The organism is Streptomyces sp. SID14478, assembly GCF_010548525.1.
Classification (GTDB): Bacteria; Actinomycetota; Actinomycetes; order Streptomycetales; family Streptomycetaceae; genus Streptomyces.
The window spans coordinates 1-3,082 of the sequence record NZ_JAAGMG010000275.1 but is presented as its reverse complement, the minus strand read 5'-3'; the positions used below and the strand labels follow the sequence as shown (position 1 = coordinate 3,082).

At 73.9% G+C, this 3,082-nt stretch carries 1 protein-coding gene; it reads right to left on the bottom strand.

Annotation, left to right across the window (positions count from 1 at the left end; translation table 11 throughout):
- Nucleotides 1-3,082: type I polyketide synthase (locus G3I40_RS09580; RefSeq protein WP_164301732.1), on the bottom strand; the 3,082-nt coding region annotated here is incomplete at both ends.

Below are 3,082 nucleotides of genomic sequence, written 5' to 3'. Positions count from 1 at the left end.
GTCGGCGGGCAGGCGGTGGACGGTGTCGGGCAGGTCCTCGATGAGCGGGCGGGGCCGGGCGGCGGTGAAGCCGACGGCGAACCGGTTCCAGTCGACGTCGGCGATCGAGACGCAGACGTCGCGCTGGTCCAGGGCCTGTTGGAGGGCGCGCAGCGCCTTGTCGGGGGCCATGGGGCGCAGTCCGCGCCGGATCAGGCCGGGCAGGTCGGCGTCGGCCATGCCGCCGTCGGCCCAGGCTCCCCAGGCGACGCTGGTGGCGGCCTGCCCCCGGGCCCGGCGCCGGTGCGCGAGGGCGTCGAGGTGGGCGTTGCCGGCGGCGTAGGCGCCGAGCAGGCCGCTGCCCCACACCCCCGCGTTGGAGGAGAAGAGCACGAACGTCTCGGCGTCGGGGCACAGTTCGTCCAGCAACCGGGCGCCGACGGTCTTCGCCCGGGTCACGCGGGCCAGTTCGTCCGGGTCGAGGTCGGCCACGGCCCGTCCGTCGGGGACACCGGCCAGGTGCATCACCGTACGGATCCGCTCGCCTTGCCGTTCCAATGCGGCGGTCAGGCCGCCCAGTTGGCCGCGGTCGGTGACGTCACAGGACGCGAAGGTCACCCGGGCGCCCAGGGCGGTCAGCTCCGCCTCCAGTTCCGCGCGGTGCGGTGCCTGTCCGCCCGACCTGCCGACCAGCACGAGGTGGTCGGTCCCGGTGCGGGCGAGGTGCCGGGCGACGTGGGCGCCGAGGGCGCCGGTGCCGCCGGTGACCAGCGCCGTCCCGGCGGACTCCCAGGGGGTCGCGCCGGGTGCGGGCGGGGCCTTGACGAGGCGTCGGACGTGGCTGCCGAAGGCCCGCAGGGCGATCTGGTCCTCGTCGCCGGCGCCGCCCGCCAGGCAGGCGGTGAGGTGGCGCAGTACGGGCTCGGCGAGTTGCCCGGGCAGGTCGAGCAGGCCGCCCCAGCGTGCGGGGGCCTCCAGGCCCATGACGCGTCCGATGCCCCAGACCATGGCCTGTGCGGGGTCGGCCGGATCGGCGTCCTCGACGGCCACGGCCTCGCTCGTCACCAGCCACAGGGGGGCGTCGATGCCCGCGTCGCCGAGCGCCTGGTGCAGGCCGAGGGTGGCGGTGGCGGCCCACAGCTCGTCGTGCTCCCCGGCGTCCCGCGCCTGCAGGGCCAGTACGGACACGACTGCTGTCACGTCCTGCGCGGACTCGCGCAACTCCTGTGCGAGCCGGGCCCGTTGCCCCGGCGTCGCGTCGGTGGTGAGCCGCAGTACCGAGCCGCCGGCCTCCTCGACGGCGTGGGCCACGGCGTCCTGCCGCGGGTCGGTGCCTGAGCCGACGACGAGGTACCGGCCGGTGAGCGGGCCGGTGAGCGGCGAGAAGGGGCGCCATTCGATGCGGTGCCGCCAGTTTGCCACCCGGTCGGGGATCTCGGGCGCCAGCCAGTAACGCCGGTGTTCGAAGGGGTAGTTGGGCAGCGCGACGGGCGCCCGGTCGGGGAAGACGGCGGCCCAGTCGACGGATACGCCGCCGGTGTGGGCGCGGCCGAGTTCGCGGACGAAGTGCCGCTCGCCGGTGTCGCGGTGGAGGCTGCCGAGGACGAGTGCCTCGTGCCCGCAGTGCTCGGCGGTCTCCTGGACGCCGGTGGTGAGGACGGGGTGGGGGCTCACTTCGACGAAGGTGTCGTAGCCGTCGTCGAGGGCGGCGCCGATCGCCTCGGCGAAGCGGACCTGGGAACGGAGGTTGTCGTACCAGTACGTGGCGTCCATGTCGCCGGTGTCGCAGCGTGCGCCGCACAGGGTGGAGTAGAGCGGTGTCGCGGACGGCCGTGCGCGCACGCCCGCGAGGTCGGTGAGGACGCGTGCGCGGAGCCCCTCCATGTGGGGCGAGTGCGAGGCGTAGTCGACGGGGATGCGGCGGGCCCGGATGCCGTCGGCGGCGCAGCGCTCCTCGAACGCGGTGAGCGCGTCAAGGTCTCCGGCCACCACCACCGAGGCGGGGGAGTTGACCGCGGCGATGCCGATGCCCCCGGGCAGGTCGGCGAGGAGTTCGCGGGCCCGTTCCTCGGACAGCGCCACGGAGGTCATGCCGCCCTCGCCGGCGAGTTCGGCCAGTGCGCGGGCGCGCAGGGCCACCACCCGCGCCGCGTCGTCCAACGACAGGGCACCCGCGACACACGCCGCCGCGATCTCCCCCTGCGAATGCCCCACCACGGCATCCGGCTCCACACCACACGCCCGCCACAACCGCGCCAACGACACCATCACCGCGAACAACACCGGCTGCACCACATCAACCCGCTCAAGGGACGGAGCACCCTCCACACCACGGATCACCTCCACCACCGAGAAACCCGCCACCTCCGCCAACGCCGCATCACACTCCGCCAACGCCTGGGCGAACACCGGGACATCGAGCAGCCCCCGCCCCATCCCCACCCACTGCGAACCCTGACCCGGGAACACCCACACCACCCGACGCCCCCCACCCCCCACACCGGTGAGGAGGTCGGGAGCCGGGAGGCCTTCCTGAAGCCGTCGCAGGAGGTCCTGCGCCGTCTGCGGGTTCTCGGCGAGGACGACGGCGCGCCGCTCGTGGTGGGTGCGTCCGGTGGCGAGGGAGCGGCCGATGCCTTCCAGCGTGTCCGTGTGCGCCGGCACGGGTGCCAGCCGGGCAGCTTGGGCGGCCAGGGCGGTCTCCGTGCGCGCGGACAGCACCAGCGGCACCACCCCCGCGGCTTCCAGTACGCCTACCGACCGGCCCTCTTGGGCGGCATTCACTGCGGCAGGTTCTTCGACGATCAGGTGGGCGTTCGTGCCGCTCACTCCGAACGCGGACACCCCCGCACGCCGCACACGACCCTCGACCCGCGGCCACCGCCGTGCCGCCCGCAACACCTCCACACCACCCGACGACCAGTCCACATGCGACGACGGCTCCTGCGCATGCAACGACGCCGGAAGCACCCCGTGCCCCAACGCCAACACCATCTTGATCACACCAGCCACACCCGCAGCCGCCTGAGCATGCCCGATGTTCGACTTCAACGACCCCAACCACAAAGGACGTTCACCCTCACGCCCACGCCCATACGTCGCC